The 18,344-nt window shown below is 65.1% G+C and carries 12 protein-coding genes and 1 pseudogene; 9 read left to right on the top strand and 4 right to left on the bottom strand.

The window, feature by feature from the left end:
* The first annotated feature begins 43 nt into the window (after positions 1 to 43).
* The 3 genes from gspF to EAG14_RS04275 all read left to right on the top strand — a co-directional run bounded on the left by gspF (position 44) and on the right by EAG14_RS04275 (position 2,869).
* Positions 44 to 1,276 (top strand): type II secretion system inner membrane protein GspF, encoded by a 1,233-nt coding sequence (gene gspF, locus EAG14_RS04285; protein ID WP_121728161.1) that lies wholly within the window; start codon positions 44 to 46, stop codon positions 1,274 to 1,276.
* A gap of 21 nt (positions 1,277 to 1,297) precedes the next feature.
* Positions 1,298 to 2,230, top strand: coding sequence for a 5'-nucleotidase (locus tag EAG14_RS04280; RefSeq protein ID WP_121728160.1), 933 nt, complete (start codon positions 1,298 to 1,300; stop codon positions 2,228 to 2,230).
* 219 nt (positions 2,231 to 2,449) lie between these two features.
* The gene (locus EAG14_RS04275; protein ID WP_121728159.1) at positions 2,450 to 2,869 is read left to right on the top strand and encodes an EF-hand domain-containing protein; all 420 of its coding nucleotides are present in this window, start codon (positions 2,450 to 2,452) and stop codon (positions 2,867 to 2,869) included.
* Positions 2,870 to 2,900: 31 nt separating this feature from the next.
* Here the strand turns inward: EAG14_RS04275 and EAG14_RS04270 are convergent, their stop codons facing one another.
* From EAG14_RS04270 to EAG14_RS04260, 3 genes and pseudogenes are all read right to left on the bottom strand, one after another.
* Positions 2,901 to 3,332, bottom strand: a complete 432-nt coding sequence (locus EAG14_RS04270) for a hypothetical protein (protein WP_099656496.1) — start codon at positions 3,330 to 3,332, stop codon at positions 2,901 to 2,903.
* 158 nt (positions 3,333 to 3,490) lie between these two features.
* A pseudogene (locus EAG14_RS04265) lies at positions 3,491 to 3,996 on the bottom strand (DUF1854 domain-containing protein).
* A gap of 15 nt (positions 3,997 to 4,011) precedes the next feature.
* A complete protein-coding gene (locus tag EAG14_RS04260; RefSeq protein ID WP_099656498.1) occupies positions 4,012 to 6,324 on the bottom strand; it encodes an ABC transporter ATP-binding protein in 2,313 nt (770 codons plus the stop codon).
* Between the two features lie 188 nt (positions 6,325 to 6,512).
* On the opposite strand from EAG14_RS04260, the gene cphA (EAG14_RS04255) reads away from it, so the two are divergent.
* The 3 genes from cphA (EAG14_RS04255) (at position 6,513) to EAG14_RS04245 (ending at position 11,946) form a co-directional block, all read left to right on the top strand.
* Positions 6,513 to 8,747: a cyanophycin synthetase gene (gene cphA / locus EAG14_RS04255; RefSeq protein WP_099741917.1), complete on the top strand. Its 2,235-nt coding sequence runs from the start codon at positions 6,513 to 6,515 to the stop codon at positions 8,745 to 8,747.
* A 107-nt stretch (positions 8,748 to 8,854) separates the two neighbouring features.
* The gene (gene cphA, locus EAG14_RS04250) at positions 8,855 to 11,434 is read left to right on the top strand and encodes a cyanophycin synthetase (protein ID WP_099741918.1); all 2,580 of its coding nucleotides are present in this window, start codon (positions 8,855 to 8,857) and stop codon (positions 11,432 to 11,434) included.
* Positions 11,431 to 11,946 (top strand): CreA family protein, encoded by a 516-nt coding sequence (locus tag EAG14_RS04245; RefSeq protein WP_240456933.1) that lies wholly within the window; start codon positions 11,431 to 11,433, stop codon positions 11,944 to 11,946. Before cphA (EAG14_RS04250) ends, EAG14_RS04245 begins: the two co-directional genes overlap by 4 nt.
* Positions 11,947 to 12,069: 123 nt before the next feature.
* On the opposite strand, the gene EAG14_RS04240 is transcribed toward EAG14_RS04245, so the two are convergent.
* A complete protein-coding gene (locus tag EAG14_RS04240) occupies positions 12,070 to 12,717 on the bottom strand; it encodes a DsbA family oxidoreductase (RefSeq protein ID WP_121728158.1) in 648 nt (215 codons plus the stop codon).
* Positions 12,718 to 12,784: 67 nt separating this feature from the next.
* Here EAG14_RS04240 and EAG14_RS04235 point away from each other — a divergent pair, with 67 nt between their 5' ends.
* From EAG14_RS04235 to EAG14_RS04225, 3 genes are all read left to right on the top strand, one after another.
* Positions 12,785 to 13,903: a YcjF family protein gene (locus EAG14_RS04235; protein ID WP_121728157.1), complete on the top strand. Its 1,119-nt coding sequence runs from the start codon at positions 12,785 to 12,787 to the stop codon at positions 13,901 to 13,903.
* 268 nt (positions 13,904 to 14,171) lie between these two features.
* Complete coding sequence (locus EAG14_RS04230) at positions 14,172 to 15,554, top strand: SPOR domain-containing protein (RefSeq protein WP_240456932.1); 1,383 nt, start codon at positions 14,172 to 14,174, stop codon at positions 15,552 to 15,554.
* Between the two features lie 180 nt (positions 15,555 to 15,734).
* A complete protein-coding gene (locus EAG14_RS04225; protein ID WP_121730292.1) occupies positions 15,735 to 18,263 on the top strand; it encodes an EAL domain-containing protein in 2,529 nt (842 codons plus the stop codon).
* Positions 18,264 to 18,344: the final 81 nt, after the last annotated feature.

Below are 18,344 nucleotides of genomic sequence, written 5' to 3'. Positions count from 1 at the left end.
GCCCTGCCCACTTTGCAACCCGACACCGCTTGCCACCCGATACATGCCCGCTTTTTCATTTGAAGCCCTGGACGCCCAGGGCCAGACCCGCAAAGGCCTGCTGGAGGCCGACACCGCCAAGTCCGCACGCGGCATGCTGCGCGCCCAGGGGCTGGTGCCCATGTCGGTGGAGCTGGTGCAAACAGGACAAAACACCGCAGGGGGCAGCAGCGCGCTGGGGCAGCGCCTGTTCACCCGCCCGGTGTTTGGTGCCACGGCGCTGGCGATCTGGACCCGGCAGTTGGCCGGGCTGGTGTCTTCGGGCTTGCCGCTGGAGCGAGCGCTCACCGCGTTGAGCGAAGAAGCCGACGACGACCGGCAAAGCCACCTGGTGGCGGCGCTGCGCGCCGAGGTGAATGCGGGCTCGACCTTTGCCCGGGCGCTGGGGCAGCACCCGCGCGAGTTTTCAGACATCTACTGCGCCGTGATTGGCGCAGGCGAGCACAGTGGCGACCTGGGCATGGTGCTCGAGCGCCTGGCCGATGACCTGGAAGACCGCCAGGCGCTCAAGGCCAAGCTCATCGGCGCGGCGCTGTACCCGGCCATCGTGACGGTGGTGGCCATCGTCATCGTGCTGTTTTTGGTGGGCTATGTGGTGCCCCAGGTGGCCAGCGTGTTTGCAGGCACCAAGCGGGCGCTGCCGTTTCTCACGGTGATGATGCTGACCATCAGCGACTTGGTCCGCCACTATGGCTTGCTGATGCTGATAACTCTCATTTTGATAGCTGCTGGCGCTCGCTGGGCGCTGACTTTCGAGTCTTTTCGTGAAAAGTTTGACGCCGCCTGGCTGAACCTGCCCGTGGTGGGCAAGCTGGCACGCGGCTACAACGCGGCCCGCTTTGCCGGCACGCTGGCCATGCTGGCAGGCGCGGGCGTGCCCATCCTGAAGGCGCTGCAGGCCGCCGCCGAAACACTGAACAACCGCGCCATGCGCGCCGATGCGCTGGATGCGCTGGTGCTGGTGCGCGAAGGCGCCCCGCTGGCATCGGCCCTGGCACAGAAGAAGCGCTTTCCGGGGCTGGTGTCCATGTTTGCCCGCCTGGGCGAGCAGACGGGGCAACTGCCCTTGATGCTGCAGCGCGCCGCCACGCAAATTTCGACCGAAGTGCAGCGGCGCTCGCTGCAACTGGCCACCATCCTGGAGCCGCTGCTCATCGTGAGCATGGGCCTGATCGTGATGACCATCGTGCTGGCGGTGATGCAGCCCATCATCGAGCTGAACAAGTTTGTGAAATAAAGCCCCTCCGGAACCCACACCATGGCCGTAACGCTGGACGACAAACTGGTGGTGGCGATCTCGTCACGCGCGCTGTTTGACTTTGAAGAAGAAAACCGCGTCTTTGACCCGCTGGACCCGCGGGCCTACATGGAGCTGCAGCAAGCGCGCCTGGAGGTGCCCGCCAAGCCCGGCGTGGCGTTTCAGCTGGTGCGCAAACTGCTGGCCTTCAACACGCCCCAGGCGCGGCGGGTGGAGGTGGTCATCCTCTCGCGCAACGACCCAGTGAGTGCGCTGCGCATTTTTCGCTCAGCCAAAGAAGCCGGGCTGCCGCTGGAGCGCGGGGTGTTCACCCAGGGGCGCGACCCCTTCCGCTACCTGCGGCCGCTGGGCGCGCACCTGTTTTTGTCGGCCAACGAGAAAGACGTGAACGCCGCTTTGGCGCTGGGCTTCCCTGCGGCGCGGGTGCTGACCGAATCGGTGGCCGCCGGGGTGGACTACCCCAACGAGCTGCGGATTGCGTTTGACGGCGATGCGGTGCTGTTCTCGGACGAAGCCGAGCGCGTGTACCAGGCCGAAGGGCTGGCGGCCTTCCAGACGCATGAAATCAGCAAGGCGGCCCTGCCGCTGTCTGGTGGCCCATTCAAGCCCCTGCTGGCCGCCCTGCACCAGCTGCAACAGCAAGCGGGTGCCTCGGGCATGCGCCTGCGCATTGCACTGGTCACGGCCCGCAGCGCCCCAGCCCATGAGCGTGCCATCAACACCCTGATGAAGTGGAACCTGGCGGTGGACGAGGCCATGTTTCTGGGTGGCCTCGAAAAAGGCCCCTTCCTGCGCGAATTTGAGCCTGACTTCTTCTTTGACGACCAGACGGGGCACGTCAACTCGGCAGCGCAGCATGTGCCATCGGGCCATGTGAGCAGCGGCATCGCCAACATCCCGGCCCATTCCAGCGCGCCAAGCACCCCGGACTAACCGGGCCCTGGCGATGCGGGCGCCCATACCGTCACGGTAAACGGCGGTGAAGAACTGCAACCTTTGGTGAGCCAGCGGACTCACACGCTTGCAAATGCGTTGCCAAGTCCCAAGCTGCCCTGACGACCCAACGGGAGCAGCGATGGGGTCTGGGTCTGCAGGGCCCTGATGACGCCCACCTGCCCGCAGCCATCCCCCGAACCACCCAGGAGCACGCCCATGTCTTTTCTGAAAACCCTGCTGGCCTGCTGCACCGCCCTGGCGTGCAGCCTGGCGCTGGCCCAAAGCCCAGCGCCCGCCCCGACAGAAACCAGCACCGCCAACGCAGCCCCCAGCAAGGGCGAGCAAAAGGCCATGCGCGAGTTCAAGATGCTGGATTTCAATGGCGACGGCAAGCTCAGCCGCACCGAGGTCAAGCTGTTCCCCCGCCTGTCGGCAGCGTTTGACGAGGCCGACACCGACCACGACAACTACGTTTCGTACGAGGAAGTGCGCGCCTTTGCCGCCAAATACCGTGCAGAGCGCGATCGCCAGAAAGCGGCCCAGGCGGCCCAGCCTTCGCACAGCCAGGCACCGGAACAAGCAACGCCCGCTGAAAGCGCCAGCGCAGGCGCAGGCGCAGGCGCCAAGGCGGAATAAAACACGGGCCCAGCAGAGCCCCAGGCCTCGGTCAGAGCCCGGCCGTGCGCTTGATCTTGGGGTCGGAGTAAGTCAGCTCTTCTTGCTTGACTTGCTGGGCCAGCCGCTCTTGCTGGGTCATCTTGTTGATGTCCTGCGCCACCTCCACGGCGCTACCGCTGGCGCGCCACATGGACTGGATCAACTCCAGCAGCTGCTTGTAGATAGGCTCTTTGGGCGGCTCAGGCGGCTCCTCCACCGTTTCCTTCTTCTTGACTTCGGTCCAGTCGCGGTTCTGGGTGTCGGTGGCAGACGGCTTGTCAGGCTCTCGCACGGTCGCCCCCTCGCCCAGTCGGTCCGCAGACTCGACGGGATTGGGTGCGTTGATGGGACGCACCGCAGGGGCGCCGGAGGCGCCAGTGGAATACAAATCAGCGCCCTGAGGACGCCAACTCGGCGATCGGTCGACAGGTGGCATTTGCATGGCAGTGGCCCGTGGTGAAGTGAAAACATGCGGTGGCTCTGCCACCTTCTTCGTACTTCATTTCGGCAAAAAGAAGGGCAAATTAAGGCCTTTTTTGCCAATTGGACCAAATCTAGGGTTTACCCCTAGAAACTACCCGCCACCCAGACCATCGCCGCTTACAAAAAGCGCTCCAGCAACTTGCGCGAATGCTTGTCCAGCGCCGTGGTGTCGGGCACCTTGAACTGCCCCCCCTCGCCCGCCGCAATCAAAAGCCGGGTACGGCCCGCCAGGCGGCGAATGTCTTCTTCGGCCTTGAGCACCAACCGGGCAGCGCCTCGGTCGGTCTGCACATCCCAGATGCTGGGGGTTGAGAAGCTAGACACCGCAATGATTTTTTCGATAGTAGGCACAAACTCCCGAACTGCCAATTCTTCTTCAAGCAATTGGCGCTGGGGGCTGGCAAGGTGTCCAGTCGATCGATCCATTGCAGTTCATGCCCATCTGCGCCCACCAGGGACAAGCCTTCATGGGGCGCAGCAATGGGGAACGCGCGCACGGGCACCACACCCTCATGTGCTGTGCCGTCGGGCAGGGTGAGCACCAAGCGGCCATGGGGGTTGCGGTGCAATTGCCCCGAAAAACCGGTGGATGAGGAGACAGGGGAAGTGGTCTGAGCAGTCATGATTCTTCTTCTGTCTCAAGGGTTGCCCGCAGGGTGGGCGGGGTGCAACAAGCTGCTGTCAATGATCACGCCAGCAGCCTGGGCGTCCTCTTCGGCTCGGCGGGCCTGGGCTTCATACAGGCGCCAGTAAGCGCCCTGCTTTTCCATCAGCTCGTCGTGCGGGCCCACTTCCACCACCTCGCCACGGTCCATGACCACCAGGCGGTCCGCCTTGCGCAGGGTGGACAGGCGGTGGGCAATGGCAATGGTGGTGCGGCCTTGCACCAGGTTATCGAGCGCCTTCTGGATTTCCTTCTCGGTTTCCGTGTCCACTGCCGAGGTGGCTTCGTCCAGAATCAGGATGCGGGGGTCGATCAGCAGCGCACGGGCAATCGAGATGCGCTGGCGCTCACCGCCCGACAGGCCCTGGCCGCGCTCACCCACCAGCGAGTCGTAGCCATGCGGCAGGCGCAGGATGAATTCATGGGCATGGGCAGCACGCGCGGCCGCCACGATTTCTTCGCGCGTGGCGTGGGGCTTGCCGTAGGCAATGTTCTCAGCGATGGTGCCAAAGAACAGGAACGGCTCCTGCAGCACCAGGCCGATGTGGCGGCGGTAGTCCGCCACCGCAAAGCGGCGGATATCGATGCCATCGACCTGGATGGAGCCATCGCTCACGTCGTAGAAGCGGTTGATCAGATTGACCAGCGTGCTCTTGCCCGAGCCGCTGTGGCCCACCAGGCCGATCATTTCGCCCGCGCGGATTTCCAGGTCCAACCCCTTGATAACGGCACGGCTTCCATAGCGAAAGCCCACGCCCTGCATGGTGATGGAGCCCTCTACCTTGTCCACCTTCACCGGCTGGGCCGGGTCAGGCACGTTGCTGACGTGGTCGAGGATGTCAAAAATGCGCTTGGCGCCCGCGGCAGCCTTTTGCGTCACGGACACGATGCGGCTCATCGAATCCAGCCGACCATAGAAGCGCCCGATGTAGGCAATGAACGCGGTGAGCACACCCACCGTGATCTGGTTGTGCGATACCAGCCAGATGCCAAAGGCCCACACCACCAGCAAGCCGATTTCAGTGAGCAGCGAAACGGTGGGGGTGAAAAGACTCCAGGTCTTGTTGAGCTTGTCGTTGACTTCCAGGTTGTGCTGGTTGGCATCGCGAAAGCGCTGGGCTTCGCGCTTTTCTTGTGCAAAGGCCTTCACCACGCGGATGCCGGGAATGGTGTCTGCCAGCACATTGGTCACTTCAGACCACACGCGGTCGATCTTCTCAAAGCCGGTGCGCAAGCGGTCGCGCACGGTGTGGATCATCCAGCCAATGAACGGCAGCGGCACCAACGTGACCAGCGCCAGCCAGGGGTTGATGGAGAACAGGATGGCCGCCGTCATGCAAATCATGAGCACGTCGGTCACGAAATCCAGCGCATGCAGCGACAGGAACACGTTGATGCGGTCCGTCTCCGAACCGATCCGGGCCATCAGGTCGCCCGTGCGTTTGCCGCCAAAGTAGTCGAGCGACAGGCGCAGCAGGTGCTCGTACGTGGTGGTGCGCAGGTCAGCGCCAATGCGCTCAGACACCAGCGCCAGGATGTAGGTGCGCGCCCAAGACAAGCCCCAGGCCGCCAGCGCCGCCAGCAGCAGCCCGCCCAAGTACACCATCACCAATGTTGGATCGATTTTCTGACCGTTTTGGTAGGGAATCAGGATGTCGTCCATCAGCGGGATGGTGAGGTACGGCGGCACCAAGGTCGCAGCCGTGGACGCCATCGTCAGCGCAAAGCCTGCCGCCAATTGCTTGCGGTAGGGCCGCGCAAAACGCCACAGGCGCAGCAGCACCCAGGTGGACGTTTGCGGGGGTTGGGCGCGTGCGCAAGCCGGGCACTCTTCGGTGTCGGGCGGCAGCGGGGTATGGCAGATGGGGCAGGCGGGGTCGTCAGCCTCTTGCGCGGCGCTCGCAGGATCCGCCGCATACGCCCGTTGCTGCTCAAACCGCTGCACCAGGCGCAGCGCCTGCGGGTGGTTGCCCAGGGTGAATCGCCAGAACGCCAGGCGCTTTTCAGGGCTGTGCAGCTCCAGCGTGCCCACGCCACCGTGGTCTTGCATCTTCAGCGACAGCCCCTCTCCCACAGCCCAGGTTTGCCAGGTGGTGGAGCCCGCATCGCAAGCCATCAGGCGGTTGGCGGTCACGACCACCCAGCCCTTGGCAAAGCGCAAATCCACGCTCAGGTCAACCTGTAACGTAGCCAACACGTTTTCTTGGGGCGCGAGCATGGCCCGCAAATCGGCCCCCAAAGGGCCAGAAAAGACACCCGAGGCGTCTACAGAATGGTGATGTTGCATATTCTTTGTTTTTCAGCAGTCCACAGTCCAAAACTGCAGCCTGTGCAGATGCGGGAATTTTGACCGAAACACGGCCCTCCTACGAAAGCTGACACTTACATCTCCTCTTCCCGCCAATTTCCAGCCCAACCGGGCGCACAATTGCAACCCTGTCCGGCCCGTCCGGTGTCTCTGAACCGCTCCGATCCATGGCAAAAATCGACGACATCCAACTGCTTCGCATCAACTACCTGCGTGGCCCCAATATCTGGACCTACCGCCCCGTGCTGGAAGTCTGGCTGGACCTCGGGGTTCTGGAAGACCATCCCTCCAACGCACTGCCTGGTTTCAACGAACGCCTGACCGCCTGGCTGCCCGCCCTGATCGAGCACCACTGTGGCGTGGGCGAGCGCGGCGGCTTTTTGCAGCGCCTGCAAGAAGGCACCTGGTGCGGCCACGTGCTCGAGCACATCGTCATTGAACTGCTGAACCTGGCGGGCATGCCCACCGGCTTTGGCCAAACCCGCAGCACCTCAGTGCGCGGCGTGTACCGCATGGTCTTCCGTGCCCGCGACGAGAGCGTGGCGCGTGTGGCGCTGGCCCAGGGCCATGCACTCATCATGGCCGCCATCAACGACGAACCCTTTGATGTGCAAGCCGCCGTGGCCCGCGTGCGCACCGAGGTGGACGACCAGTACCTTGGCCCCAGCACCGCCTGCATCGTCACGGCCGCCACCGACAGGGGCATCCCCCACATCCGCCTGAACGATGGCAACCTGGTGCAACTGGGCTACGGCGCCAGCCAGCGCCGCATCTGGACGGCCGAGACCGAGCGCACCAGCGCCATCGCCGAAGGCATCGCCAGTGACAAAGACCTCACCAAGAGCCTGCTCAAGGCCTGCGGCGTGCCGATTCCGGAAGGCCAGGTGGTCAACAGCCCCGAAGAAGCCTGGGAAGCCGCCCAAGACATCGGCCTGCCCGTGGTCGTCAAACCATCTGACGGCAACCATGGCCGGGGCGTGACGCTGGACCTGCGCAAGAAAGAAGACATCGAAGCGGCCTACCACGTGGCTTACCCCGAGGGCAGCGACGTGATGGTGGAGAGCTTCATTCCTGGCGACGAGCACCGCATCCTGGTGGTGGGTGGCAAGGTCGTGGCAGCGGCACGGGGCGAGGTGGTCAGCATCACCGGCAATGGCCGCTCCACCGTCAAGGAACTCATCGACACCCAGCTTAACTCCGACCCACGCCGGGGCTACGAGGAAGAGTACCCGCTCGAAATCATTGATCTGGCCACCGACACCAAAGTGCTGCTTGAACTCAAGCGCCAGGACTTGGACGCCGACTCCGTACCCGCAGCAGGCCGCCAGGTGGTGGTGCAGCGCAACGGCAACGTGGCGGTGGACTGCACCGATGACGTGCACCCCGAGGTCGCCTACATTGCCCAGCTCGCCGCCAAGGTGGTGGGCCTCGATATCGCTGGCATCGACATGGTGGCCAAGGACATCTCCAAGCCCCTGCACACCCAGGGTGGCGCGATTGTGGAAGTGAACGCAGGCCCTGGCCTGCTGATGCACCTGAAGCCCGCCGTGGGCGCCCCCCGCCCCGTGGGGCAGGCGATTGCAGAGCACCTGTTCCCTTCCGAAGAGCACCAGGAAGGCACGGCAGGCCGCATCCCCGTGGTCGGCGTGGCCGGCACCCGCGAGACGGCCACCATTGCCCGCGTGGTGGCATGGCTGCTGCACCTGGGTGGCCACCACACCGGCCTAGCGTGCCGCGATGGCCTGTTCCTGGACCGCCGCCGTGTGGAGTCTGCCGACAGCGCCCACTGGGAAGCCGCCCACCGCCTGCTGATGAACCAGATGGTGCAAGCCGCTGTGATCGAAAGCGATGCCCGCACCATCTTGCGCGATGGCCTGGCCTACGACCGCTGCAAGGTGGGCGTGGTGACCGACATGGACGGCCTGGGCGCGCTGGCCGAATTCGATGTGCACGAGCAAGACCAGATGACCAAGGTGCTGCGCACCCAGGTGGATGTGGTGCTGGACGACGGCGCCGCCGTACTCAACGCCGCGATCGACCAGGTGGCAGCCCTCGCCCCGCTGTGCGATGGCGCTGTGGTGCTGTATGCACAGAACCCCGATTTGCCAGCCATCGTGGAACACCGCGCCAAGGACAACGGCCGCGCCGTGCTGGTGAAGAACGGCCGTGTGGTGCTGGCCACGGGCAGCGCTGAACATGTGCTGGGCACCCTGGGCGAGTTGACCTTTGGCCGCAACGCCGTGGTGCCCAACACCGACGCCTTGCTGGCCGCCATTGGCGCAGCCTGGGCGCTGGACATTGCCCCCGACTTGATCGGCGCAGGCATCAAGACCTTCGAGCCCGAGCTGCAAGCCCCGGTGAGCCCCCGCCCTGCGTCTGTGACGACCCTGGGCACCCACTGAGCCGCACAGAGCCACCTTGGCAGACACCCCCTTCTTGTTGCACGCGATGACACCAGAGTGCACAGCGCACAGCACCGCACACTGACGGAACATAGAGAGAAAAATTCATGGACGTAACCCGCACCCGGGCCCTGCGCGGCCCCAATCTCTGGAGCCGCCACATGGCCATTGAGGCCGTGGTGACCTGCAGCGAGACCGAACGCGCCATTGGCAAGATCGCCGGTTTTGAAGCGCGCCTGCGCGCCCTGTTCCCTGCCATCGGGGTACTGCACCCCGAAGGCGGCGACAGCGACATCTCGCTGGCGCATGTGCTGCAAACCGCGGCCCTGGCCTTGCAGGCGCAGGCCGGTTGCCCTGTGACGTTCGCCCGCACCACCGCCACCACCGATGTGGGCGTGTACCAGGTGGTCGTCGAATACAGCGAAGAAGCCGTGGGCCGCAAGGCGTTTGAAGACGCACAACAACTCATCCAGGCAGCGCTGGGCAACGGCAGCTTTGACGCCGAAAAGGCCGTGGCCGACCTGCGCGAGCTGGACGAAGACGAGCGCCTGGGCCCCAGCACGGGCTCCATCGTCGAAGCCGCAGTGGCCCGTGGCATTCCCTACCGCCGCCTCACGCGCGGCAGCCTGGTGCAGTTTGGCTGGGGCTCCAAGCAGCGCCGCATCCAGGCCGCCGAGGTCGATTCGACCAGCGCCGTGGCCGAATCCATTGGCCAGGACAAAGACCTGACCAAGCGCCTGCTGCACGCTGCGGGCGTGCCCGTTCCTCTGGGCAAACCCGTCGAAACCGTGGAGGAAGCCTGGGAAGTGGCCCTCAAGGTCGGCCTGCCCGTGGTGGTCAAACCGCAAGACGGCAACCAGGGCAAGGGTGTGACGGTGAACATCACCGACCGCGCCCAGCTGGAAGAAGCCTACAAAAACGCCGCCGACTACGGCACCGTGATGGTCGAGCGCTTTTTGCCCGGCCACGACTTCCGCCTGCTGGTGGTCGGCGACCAACTGGTGGCCGCCGCACGCCGCGAGCCGCCCCAGGTGCTGGGTGACGGCCAGCACACGGTGCGCCAATTGGTGGAAGTGGTGAACCAGGACCCCCGCCGTGGCGAGGGCCATGCCACCTCGCTCACCAAGATCCGCCTGGACGACATTGCCGTGGCCCGCCTTGCCATGCAAGACCTGACCCCCGACTCGGTGCCCGCCAAGGGCCAGCGCGTCATCCTGCGCAACAACGCCAACCTGTCCACCGGCGGCACCGCCACCGATGTGACCGACGACGTGCACCCCGACGTGGCCGCCCGCGCCATTGCGGCCGCCCAGATGGTGGGCCTGCACATTTGCGGCGTAGACATGGTGGCCGAAACCGTGCTGCGCCCGCTGGAAGAGCAAGGCGGCGGCTTTGTGGAAGTGAACGCCGCCCCCGGCCTGCGCATGCACCTGGCCCCCAGCTACGGCAAACCCCGCAACGTGGGCCAGGCCATGGTGGACCGCCTCTACGCCCATGGCGACGACGGCCGCATTCCCACCGTGGCCGTGACCGGCACCAACGGCAAGACCACCACCGCACGCCTGATTGCGCACCTGTTCACGGCCCAGGGCCTGCGCGTGGGCATGACCAACACCGACGGCGTGTACGTGAACGGCCGCCAGATCGACAGCGGCGATTGCAGCGGCCCCAAGAGCGCCCGCAACGTGCTGCTGCACCCCGAGGTGGACGCCGCCGTGTTCGAGACCGCCCGTGGCGGCATCCTGCGCGAAGGCCTGGGCTTTGACCGCTGCCAAGTGGCCGTGGTGACCAACATTGGCGAAGGCGACCACCTGGGCATGAACTACATCACCACGGTGGAAGACCTGGCGGTGCTCAAGCGCGTGATCGTGCAGAACGTGGCCCCCACGGGCTATGCCGTGCTCAACGCCACCGACCCCATCGTGGCGGCCATGGCATCGGCGTGCCCCGGCAAGGTGATCTACTTTGCGCTGGACCGCCACCACCCCGTGATGGCCACGCACCGTGCGCAAGGCCACCGCACCGTGTATGTGGACGGTGACTCGGTCGTGGCATCCGAAGGCTCGTGGCGCGAGTCCATCCACCTGCGTGATGTACCCATCACTCGCAACGGCCGCATTGGCTTTCAGGTCGAGAACGTCATGGCTTCCGTGGCTGCAGCCTGGGCTGCGGGCGTGCCCTGGCAGACCATTCGGCGCGGCCTGTCGGGCTTTGTGAACGACAGCGACAACGCCCCGGGCCGCTTCAACGTGATGGACTACCACGGCGCCACCGTGATTGCCGACTACGGCCACAACCCCGACGCCATGCGCGCCCTGGTGCAGGCTGTGGACGCCCTGCCCGGCAACCGCCGCAGCGTCGTCATCAGCGGGGCGGGTGACCGCCGCGATGAGGACATCCGTGCGCAAACCGTGATCCTGGGCGCCGCCTTCGACGAAGTGATCCTGTACCAGGACGCGGCCCAGCGCGGCCGGGGCGACGGCGAGGTGATGGCGCTGCTGCGCGAAGGCCTGGCGGGCGCCAGCCGCACCAAGCATGTCGAAGAAATCCGGGGCGAGTTTGTGGCCATTGACTTTGCACTGGCCCGCCTGCAACCGGGCGACCTGTGCCTGGTGCTGGTGGACCAGGTGGAGGAAGCGCTGGCCCATCTGGCGCAGCGCTGCACCGAAGCAGGGCCTGCCGCATGATGGCGCCCACGTCCGCCCGCCGCATGGCGTGCCACACGCTGGCGGCCCTGGCCCTGCTGGGAGCCGCCCTGCCGGGGGTGGCCCTGGCCGCATCGGGCGAGAAGATTGGCACGGTGGACACTGCCTTCCAGTGGATCGGCCGCGACCACGACATCATCGTGGAGGCCTATGACGACCCCGGCGTGCAGGGCGTGACCTGCTACGTATCGCGGGCGCGCATCGGCGGCATCAAGGGCACACTGGGCCTGGCCGAAGACCGTGCCGAGGCGTCCATCGCCTGCCGCCAGGTGGGGCCCATCAGCATCCCCGAGCCGCTCAAGAAGCAAGAAGAAGTGTTCAGCGAACGCATGTCCATCTTGTTCAAGCGCCTGCGCATCGTGCGCATGGTGGATGCCCCGCGCAACACGCTGGTGTACCTGACGTATTCCGAAAAGCTCATCGATGGCTCGCCGCAAAACAGCCTCACCGCCGTACCTGTGGACCGGGCCACGGCCATCCCTGTGCGCAAGTAAGCCGCCCGCCTCACCACAAACGCCCCGCAGCGGTCATCGCTGCGGGGCGCTTTTCATTCAACGTCAAAATACCCTCTAGCGCTTTATCTATAAGCGCTAGCAGCTATCATTTTTGACAACTACTCAGGCCTCTGCAGCAATCTGCCGCAGCGCCTGCTCAAACACCTCCACCGGCTGGCCGCCCTGGATCAGGTGGCGCTCGTTGACGATGATGGCGGGCACCGAGTGGATGCCGTTTTGTAGATAGAACTGCTCGCGCTCGCGCACCTCGTCGGCATAGCAGCCCGATGCCAGCACCTCACGCGCCTGGGCAGCATCCAGTCCCACGTCGCTCGCCACACGCACCAGCACCTCATGGTCTCCAGGGCTCTGGCCGTCGGTGAAGTAGGCCTGGAACAGCGCCTTCTTCAGCGCACTCTGCAAGCCCTGTTCTTCGGCCCAGTGCAGCAGGCGGTGGGCGTCAAAGGTGTTGTAGATGCGGCTGCGCTTGTCCATGCGAAAGGTGAAGCCCAGCTCGGCGCCGCGCGCGGCGATGGCGTCACGGTTCTTCTGGCTTTGCTCGGGCGTGGCGCCGTACTTTTCTTGCAGGTGCTCGCCAATGTCCTGGCCCTCCGGGCCCATCTGCGGGTTCAGCTCAAACGGCTGAAAGTGCAAATCCAGCGCCACCTGGCCCTGCAGCCGCTCGGCCGCTTGCTCCAGCGCCTGAAGGCCAATGATGCACCAGGGGCAGGAGACATCGGACACGAAATCGATCTTGAGGGTGGTGGTCATGGGTGGCCCTTCACATGCAAAGCCGCCATGGTAGGCCGCAACCGGCCAGGGTGCAGGGCACGCTGCGATGACCTCAAAGGCCAAGCAGGAGCAGGCCCCAAAAACCCCACGCCGTCAGCCATTGATGCGGCCCCAAGCCCCCCCGATATGCGAGGCTTCCCCCCGCGCCAGCCCCAGCGCGCCCATTCATTGCCCCCGTAGAGAGAGCCCCATGAACCTGCAACAGCAACAGTCCGTCCTCACCATCGCCATGCTGGCCGCCTTTGCCGATGGAGCCAAGGACGACACCGAGCGCGAGGAGATTCGCCGCATCGCGCAATCGCTGGCCGCCGATGGCAACCTGCCCGACCTGCCCCGCCTGTACCAGGACGTGCTGCTGCGCCGCACCAGCCTGCAAGCGGCCACGGCTGCGCTGCAAGACCCAGCCCACCGCCAATTGGCCTACGAGATGGCCGTGTGCGTGTGCGATGTAGACGGGCAGCAAACACCCGCTGAGCGCGAGTTTCTGGCAGCGCTCAAGCAAGCCTTGCAGTTGGGCGCACAGCAGACCACCGCCTTTGACCAGGAAGAACAGGCCCTGGCCGAGGCGCTGGACAACGCAGGCACGCCTACCCGCTCCGCACTGCCTGTGGCAGCGGCCGCGCAAGGCACCCCGCCCAGCGCAACACCGCACGATGCCGAGCTGGACAAATCCATCCTGAACTACGCCTTGCTCAATGGCGCGCTGGAGCTGCTGCCCCAGTCCTGGGCCTCAATGGCCATCATCCCGCTGCAGATCAAGATGGTGCACGCCATCGGCAAGGCACACGGCGTGGAACTGGACCGGGGCCACATCAAGGAATTCATCGCCGCCGCCGGGGTGGGCATGGCATCGCAGTATGTCGAGCAGTTTGGCCGCAAGCTGCTGGGCGGTCTGCTGGGCAAGGTGGCGGGCAAAACCCTGGGTGGGCTGGGTGGCGCGGCCACAGGCATGGCGTTTTCATTTGCCACCACCTACGCATTGGGCCAGGTGGCCAAGCGCTACTACGCCGGGGGGCGCACCATGGACACCGCCCTGCTGCGCGACACCTTTCAGAGCCTGTTCGGTCCTGCCAAGCAAATGCAAACGCAGTACCTGCCGCAAATCCGGCAAAAGGCCGCCACGCTGGACGCCGGACAAATCATGGCCATGGTGCGCGGGGCCTGAGGCGTTTTCACAGGAACGGGTGGGTGACCCGTGATGTGACGGCCTCCAGCGGGGCTCGCGCTTTACTCCTTTTTTGATAGCTGCTAGCGCTTATCCATTAGGCGCTAGCGCCATTTGTGGTACATCAAAGTGCCACACGGGGCCAGCAAGAGCCCCCGCGCGGCCCGGGCACCGCCCAAACCGCGCTTTTCCACCGATCAAATCCTGGCAGGGCATGCCAGAATGGGCTATGCCCGCCCCATCGGTTCATGCCCCCCACATTCCTCTGATGTCCTTGGACTCCCCTTCCGACAGCGCCGTCACCACCCTCTACCGGGCCGCGCTGGGCCCTGTGAACACAGAGCGCTACGTTCAGGCGTTTGCCCGGCTCGACGCCATGGGCCGCACCCTGACCAGCTGGCACTGGGCCGCCTGCTTCTTCACCCTGGGCTGGATGGTGTACCGCCAGCTCTGGGGCGCCGCACTGGTGTATGTGGCCGCTGCCGAAGGCGTGGCGCTGCTGGTGTTTGGCCTGGGCCGCCCGCTGCTGCAGTGGCCGCAGGCAGTGGAATGGGGCGTGGTGGGCGCCTTTGCCGTGCTGGGCAGCGTGGTGCCGGGCCTGTATGCCCACGCCATCCTGCACGCCGACATCCGCAAACGCGTGACCAAAGCACTGGCCGCATCGGCCAACATCCCCGAAGCCTGCGACTTGCTGGCCAAGCAGGCGGTGTCGCGCAAACGGCTGACCTGGGTCATCGCAGGGCATGCATTGTTGGCGGGTGCAGCACTGCTCGCTTACCTGGTCTTCCCGCAAGGCACCTTCACGGGCGAGTCGCCAGCCCAGGCGGCAGCGCCGCAGGCCGCGGCCCCCAGCGCCAGCTGGAACACACCCTCCCCCACCCTCACCCCCGCCAGCCGCCCTGTGGCAGAAAAGGCCGACATGGCCGCTGTGCAGCCCAAGCCGCAGCCGCCCAGTGCACCCACAGTGGCCGTGGCCGCTGCCGCAGAAGATGCGCCGCCCGCAGCCGCCGTGGCCGCAGCACCACCGCAAGCCATTGCCGTTAAGCCCACTGCAGCACCAGCAGACAAAGCCCCTGCCGATGGGGCCAAGGGAGCCTCTCAAACGACGGACTCTGTCGCTGGTAAAGCGACCGAGAAAACACCAGCCAAGCCAGCGGATAAACCCGTCGAAAAGCTGGCCGAAAAACCAGCGGCAAAAGCCACCGAAAAGCCCACAGAGAAACCTGCTGACAAAGCCAAGGAAGCCCCGGCGCCCAAAGCCAGCGCGCAGCAGGCGGCAGCCTCCAAAGCCGTAGCAGCCAAGGCCTCAGAGTCCACGCGTGCCAAGCCTGTACCAGCAGGCAAAACACCTGCCGCATCCTCCGCGGCCCGCCAGGCTGAGGGCAAGGCCTCTGCCGCCAGCGACACCACCGTGGGCGCCGCGCCTGGTTTTTATATCAACGTGGGTCTGTTTGCCGATGAAAGCAATGCACGCAAAGCCCAGTCCCGCCTGCTCAACGAAGGCCTGCCCGCCTTCCGGCAGACCCTGGACAGCGCCAAAGGCACCCGCACCCGGGTGCGGGTGGGGCCTTTTGCCTCGCGCTCTGAGGCCGAGTCGGCTGCATCCAGCGTCCGCGCGCTGGAACTGGATGCCGTCATTTTTCAAAAATGAACGGCTTGCTGGGCTGCCCTAAGGCGCTTCGGGCGTCAAGCGTCAATAGCCCATGACACCCAAAAGTTTCGGAATGTAAACAAAATCTATTCAGGGTGGTAAATTGGCGCAAGATGGGGCTGGCCAGCCAGCGTCCTCATTCCATTCGACGCATTCGGTAACCCATTGACAGGCAGTTTTGTGGACCTCAGCCGAGACTTTCAACGCCGCAAGGATTTCCTGTCGCTGACGCCGCAGGACGAAAACGCGTTACAGCGCCTGAACGGGTTGCTGGGCGACAAAGCCCCCGGCTTCATCGAGTCGTTTTACGAGCACCTGCTGTCCTTCAGCGAAACACGTGCACTCATTCCGGACGAAGGCACCCTCGCTCGCCTCAAAAAATCCCAGTCCAGCTATTTCAAGTCCCTGATTGCCGGGGTGTACGACCGCGCCTATCTCGACGACCGCTTGCGCGTCGGCCTGGTGCATGCCAAGGTGGGCCTGTCGCCAGGCTGGTACCTGGGGGCCTACAGCCACTACCTGACCGAGCTGCTGCCGCGCATCGCGCAGGGGCTGAGCAGTGCCTCGGCCGACGAGTTGCTGCACACCTTCCAGGCCCTCATCAAGGTGGTGTTTTTGGACGTGGGCCTGGCCATCGACAGCTACATTGCCCACCGCGACGAACTGATTGCCGACCTGCGCGACTACGGCGCCGCCTTTGCCAACCTGCCCTACGGCACCATGGTGGCCACCCCCGATCTGAAAGTGGTGTTTGCCAACCGCGCCTTTGAAAAGCTGTTCAGCTTTGCCCCCAACAGCCTGCGCGGCTGCCCCTTGGCCAACGTGATGGACGTGACCAACATCACCACCCTGATCGACGCCGCCCTGCGCCAGCAAAGCGCCCGCGACACCGTGGAGGTGCGCCCCCACCACAACCCGCTGGCCGTGCCCGTGAGCATCACCGCACACACCTTGCCCATGCAAGACAAGGGGCAAGACCAGCGCCTGCTGCTGGTGTTTGAAGACCTGCGCGAGCAAACCCAGCTCACGCGCGACCTGCTCAACGCCCAGGCCGTGGCCAACATCGGCACCTGGCAAACCCATTTTGATGGCACCTTCGCCCTCACCCCCCAGGCAGCGCGCCTGCTGGGCTGGCCTGTGGCCAAACCATTCACCTACCCCGACTTTCTGACCTGCGTGCACGAAGACGACCGCCAACGGGTGGATGGCGAATGGACAGCCGCGCAACGGGTGGGGCGCTTTCGTTACGAATGCCGGGTGCACTCCAACCCCGGTCTGCGCTGGATTGAAGCGCGTGGCGTGATCGAGAAGGACCACCAAGGCAACCCGATCCGGGGCTACGGCACGGTGCTGGACATCACCGACCGCAAAACCACTGAGCAGGCCATGGAGCGCCTGGCCTTCTATGACTCGCTGACAGGGCTTCCCAACCGCACCAACGGCATGATGCTGGCGCAGCAAATGCTTTACCACGCACAGCACCACGGCCAATCGGCCGCCGTGCTGTTCGTAGACCTGGACCGTTTCAAGGAAATCAACGACACCCACGGCCATATCGTGGGCGACAACGTGCTGGCCGAGCTGGCCACCCGCTTTCGCGCCGCCTGCGCCAAGGACGATGTCTTTGCCCGCGTGGGCGGCGACGAGTTCATGTGCGTGTACGCCCTGGCGCCAGGCGAAGACAAACTGCTGCGTGCCCAGCAATTGCAAGCGGCGCTCACCCGCCCGGTGCTCATCGACAGCCTCAAGTTCGAGGTAGGGGCCAGCATTGGCGTGGCCACCTTCCCCGACCAGGGCGAGGACGTGGAAGACCTGCTCAAGCACGCAGACATTGCCATGTACGAAATCAAGGCACGCGGGGGCGGCAGCCACCTGTACTCCGACTTACTGGGGCTGAAGCTGGAGCGCCGCATCTCCCTGGGCACCAAGCTGGCCCGCGCCTTGGCGCAGTCGCAACTGCAATTGCACTACCAGCCCAAAGTGCACCTGGCCACCGGCGCGCTGTGCGGGGTGGAGGCGCTGTCGCGCTGGTGCGATGAAGATGGCCACTGGATCAGCCCCGGCGAATTCATCCCCGTGGCCGAAGAGCGCGGCCTCATCGGCGAGCTGGGCGACTGGACGCTGACCCAGGCCGCCCGCGACATTGCCTACTGGCAGCAAGCCGGGGCCGCCGTTGTGCCCCGCGTGGCCGTCAACGTGTCGGCCGCGCAGATGATGGACGAGGGCTTTGCGGAACGTGCAGAGCGCCTGGTGCGCGCCCAAGGCGTGGCGCCCGGCATGATCGAGCTGGAGATGACCGAATCCGCCCTGATGAACGAGCCCGAGAAGGCGCGGCTGGTGGCATCCAGCCTGGTCGAGGCGGGCTTTTGCCTGTCCATTGACGACTTTGGCACCGGCTACTCGTCGCTGGAGCGGCTGCAGAGCTTTCCGGTGTTCAAGCTCAAGATCGACATGTCGTTCGTGCGGGACATGGACACCCACGCAGGCAACCGCGCCATCGTCACTGCCGTGATCGGCATGGCCAAAGCCCTGAAGCTGGAGACCGTCGCCGAAGGCGTGGAAACCGCCGCACAGGCCGCGCTGCTGACCCAGCTGCATTGCGACGAGGCCCAGGGCTACCTGTATTCCAAGGCCATCGCGGCCGAGCCCCTGTTGCGGCAATGGCTGCACGGCCAGCCTGTGCAGCCGGCCCTGCCCACCGCGCCCTGACCTCCGCCCACGCGCGATGTCAGCAAGCACACACCTCCTGTTGCGCCCAGCCCCACAACCAGGGCAATGCATCTGGTGGCA

Source organism: Acidovorax sp. 1608163, from assembly GCF_003669015.1.
Classification (GTDB): domain Bacteria; phylum Pseudomonadota; class Gammaproteobacteria; order Burkholderiales; family Burkholderiaceae_C; genus Acidovorax.
Note: the sequence above shows the minus strand (reverse complement) of the source record. Positions and strands in the feature narration are given on the sequence as shown.

Bases quoted from the DNA above. Each gene is read 5' to 3' on its own strand.
- EAG14_RS04235 (WP_121728157.1), top strand. From the start codon at position 12,785: ATGACCTCAAAGGCCAAGCAGGAGCAGGCCCCAAAAACCCCACGCCGT.
- gspF (WP_121728161.1), top strand. From the start codon at position 44: ATGCCCGCTTTTTCATTTGAAGCCCTGGACGCCCAGGGCCAGACCCGC.
- EAG14_RS04230 (WP_240456932.1), top strand. From the start codon at position 14,172: ATGTCCTTGGACTCCCCTTCCGACAGCGCCGTCACCACCCTCTACCGG.
- EAG14_RS04270 (WP_099656496.1), bottom strand. From the start codon at position 3,332: ATGCAAATGCCACCTGTCGACCGATCGCCGAGTTGGCGTCCTCAGGGC.
- EAG14_RS04275 (WP_121728159.1), top strand. From the start codon at position 2,450: ATGTCTTTTCTGAAAACCCTGCTGGCCTGCTGCACCGCCCTGGCGTGC.
- cphA (WP_099741918.1), top strand. From the start codon at position 8,855: ATGGACGTAACCCGCACCCGGGCCCTGCGCGGCCCCAATCTCTGGAGC.
- EAG14_RS04240 (WP_121728158.1), bottom strand. From the start codon at position 12,717: ATGACCACCACCCTCAAGATCGATTTCGTGTCCGATGTCTCCTGCCCC.
- EAG14_RS04260 (WP_099656498.1), bottom strand. From the start codon at position 6,324: ATGCAACATCACCATTCTGTAGACGCCTCGGGTGTCTTTTCTGGCCCT.
- EAG14_RS04280 (WP_121728160.1), top strand. From the start codon at position 1,298: ATGGCCGTAACGCTGGACGACAAACTGGTGGTGGCGATCTCGTCACGC.
- cphA (WP_099741917.1), top strand. From the start codon at position 6,513: ATGGCAAAAATCGACGACATCCAACTGCTTCGCATCAACTACCTGCGT.
- EAG14_RS04245 (WP_240456933.1), top strand. From the start codon at position 11,431: ATGATGGCGCCCACGTCCGCCCGCCGCATGGCGTGCCACACGCTGGCG.